Here is a 2,783-nt window from a genome sequence, read left to right as displayed (position 1 = left end):
CCAGCCGGCCAGCCCCTGCCCGAATCCGCCGTTCAACAGCACCACCGGCAGCCCAAGCTGGGAGTGCGTCAGCCGTACGCCGCCGATCCGGGCAATGCCCCTACCCTGGACCTGTACAGCCAGCTTCAGGTAGGCAGCCCCGGCAGGAACCTTGAAGACGAACGGTTCTACCCGGAATACACCAAGCCGGTGAAGCGGAGCAGCTGCCTCCCGGGCGGCGAATTCCCCGGACAGCCGCCGCTGTCTCGCGTACTCCTGTGCAACCGCAGGAATCTGCTCTATTCTGCTGCGGATTTCCCCCAGCTGCTCCCGGTCATAACAGCCGAAGGGACGGGCTCCGGCGGCGCCGTTGTATGCTGAATTCATTGGTAAGTTCAAGCCTCCCTGTGAAGATATATTCCTGCTGCGTTACCTGCTTTCTTCTATAAGTATAGCTGCCCCGTGAACGGGACCGGGATGGATAAACTCAGGAAGGAGAGGGGACAAAGCGACTTATTTTCGATGAAAAAGTGAAATTCTCCCCCTTACCGCAGTCGCTTTCTCCCTAACTGTGTATGTGCCTGGGGACTTATGATTAAGGCAAGAGGCGTAAGCCGAATAGACAGGAGGAACAATCAATGAATGGAACGAAACGTCAAATAAACGCCTGGACCTTTGTAGCGCCCAGCCTCATTCTGACGCTGATTTTTGGGGTGTATCCCGTCTTCTGGGCTTTGAAGTACATGTTCTATGATTATCAGGGCTTCGGCACGCCGCTCTTCGTCGGTCTGGATAATTTCGAGCGGCTGCTGCGGGATAAGGATTTCTGGAAGTCCGTGGTTAACACCTTCATCTATGCAGGCGGCAAGCTGGTGATCACCATCCCGCTCTCGTTTGTATTGGCTGTGGTGCTCAACCGCGCCCTGAAAGGACGCCAGCTGCTGCGGGCGATTTATTTCATGCCTACCGTAATCAGTGCTTCGGTCATGGCGATCGTGTTCTACGTTATTTTCAACTCCTACAACGGAATGGTGAATCAGCTGCTGATGGGCGCCGGAATTGTATCCGCTCCCATAGACTGGCTGGGCGCCAAGCATGCTTTAGTAACGGCAATTATCATCGCGATCTGGGGTGCGGTCGGTAACTATATGCTGCTCTTTATTGCAGGGCTGCAGAATATTCCGGAGGATCTTTATGAAGCCGCCTCCCTAGACGGGGCGGGGCCGCTGCGGAAGATGTGGAGTATTACCGTTCCGATGCTGGGGCCTGTGCTGCAGATGATCATCATGCTGGCGATCACCGTCTCTCTGAAGGGCTACGAGAGCATTATGGTACTGACCGAAGGCGGGCCTTACGGCAAAACGGAAGTCATGTATCTCTATCTCTATAAACTGTTCTTCCCGGTATCGAGCGGAGGATCGAGCATCCAGCAATTCGGTTACGGCAGTGCGGTCGGATTCACAACGGCAGTTATCGTCGGCCTGATCACACTGATTTACTTCTATGTATCCAAGAAACTGAATGACATCTATTAAAAGAGAGGAGAATGAACAGTGAGCACATTACACGCGGAAACGAAAATAGCCTCGGCGCAGACCGCCGGTTCGATAAAGACGAAGGCGCTGCTGTCCCGGATACTGCTGTGGATTTTCCTGCTCCTGGTAGCGGCGTTGGCGTTATTCCCGCTTATATTGGCTTTTTTCGGGTCGCTGAAATCGAATCTGGAGCTGACTACCGGCACATCGCTGCTGCCGAAGGAATGGAAGTTGGATAACTACGCGCAGGCCTGGACGTCGGCCAATTTCGCACGCTTTACCTGGAACAGCGTATTTATCAGTACCTTTACGACGATAGGGACTCTATTGATAGGAACGATGGCCGCTTATGCGGTTGCGAGGGTTGATTTCTACGGGAAAAGGCTGTACGTGGTCATCCAGTCCTGTACCCTGTTCATCTCGATCGGTGCGGTTGTCCTGCGTCCCCAGTTCGATCTTATGGTCGCCCTTCATCTGCAAAAATCGCTCTGGGGCGTCATCATCATCCTGATCAGCGCCCATGCGACTGCATTCTTCATGCTGATCGGCTTTGTAAGAGCCATTCCGAAGGAACTGGACGAAGCGGCCTTTATTGACGGCTGCAACTTCTATAGCGTATACTTTCGTGTTATCTTGCCGCTTCTGACGCCCGCACTGGGAGTCACAGCGCTCTGGACCTTCCGCGGTGCATGGAATGAATATATTCTGCCGCTGGTATTTACGATGACACAGCCTGCCCTGCAGACACTTACCGTGGGTCTCGCCGGGCTGAAATACGGCGTGGGGGATGCGGCACAGCCGCAATTAATGCTTGCCGGTGCATGTGTGTCCATGCTGCCGATGATCATTGTCTACATTTTTGCCAATAAAACATTCATGCAGATGACAGCTGGCTCCGTGAAGGGCTAAGAGAGTAGCGCGGGATTTTTCCGGCAGCCAGTCAACGAAGGATGTGGAATCATGCTGAAGGCCTGGCTGTACCGGACCTCGCTGAAGAAAAGAATATGGCTGTCTTTTACCGCACTAACTATCTTTTGTATCTCAATTACCGGCTCCTGGGCCTACTCGATTGCTTCGCGGGCGATGGAACGGAACTCGGTCGACCTGAACCGCAATGTGCTGAACCAGTCCGTCAACGTGCTGGACCAGAAGCTGAAGCAGATCATTGTGGCCTCCTCCACCATGATGCTGAGTGAAGCGTACAAACAGACGATAAGGGATATACAAGCCCATAATACAGACCGGTTCTTTGCGAACTTCTCCCAGCTG

Annotated in this window: 3 protein-coding genes and 1 pseudogene; 3 read left to right on the top strand and 1 reads right to left on the bottom strand. The window is 53.5% G+C overall.

Annotation, left to right across the window (positions count from 1 at the left end; all coding sequences use genetic code 11):
• A partial coding sequence (locus AQR02_RS32585) for a hypothetical protein (RefSeq protein ID WP_159067809.1) occupies window positions 1-366 on the bottom strand: 366 nt, incomplete at its 3' end.
• A 251-nt stretch (window positions 367-617) separates the two neighbouring features.
• On the opposite strand from AQR02_RS32585, the gene AQR02_RS21260 reads away from it, so the two are divergent.
• From AQR02_RS21260 to AQR02_RS32580, 3 genes and pseudogenes are all read left to right on the top strand, one after another.
• A complete protein-coding gene (locus AQR02_RS21260; RefSeq protein WP_054942429.1) occupies window positions 618-1,514 on the top strand; it encodes a carbohydrate ABC transporter permease in 897 nt (298 codons plus the stop codon).
• Window positions 1,515-1,604: 90 nt separating this feature from the next.
• Window positions 1,605-2,423, top strand: coding sequence for a carbohydrate ABC transporter permease (locus AQR02_RS21255; protein WP_167347635.1), 819 nt, complete (start codon window positions 1,605-1,607; stop codon window positions 2,421-2,423).
• Window positions 2,424-2,474: 51 nt separating this feature from the next.
• A pseudogene (locus AQR02_RS32580) lies at window positions 2,475-2,783 on the top strand (histidine kinase); the annotation flags it as partial.

This window comes from Paenibacillus ihuae (assembly GCF_001368795.1).
GTDB classification, from domain to species: Bacteria; Bacillota; Bacilli; order Paenibacillales; family Paenibacillaceae; genus Paenibacillus_AQ; species Paenibacillus_AQ ihuae.
This window is presented reverse-complemented; position numbering and strand designations above follow the sequence as displayed.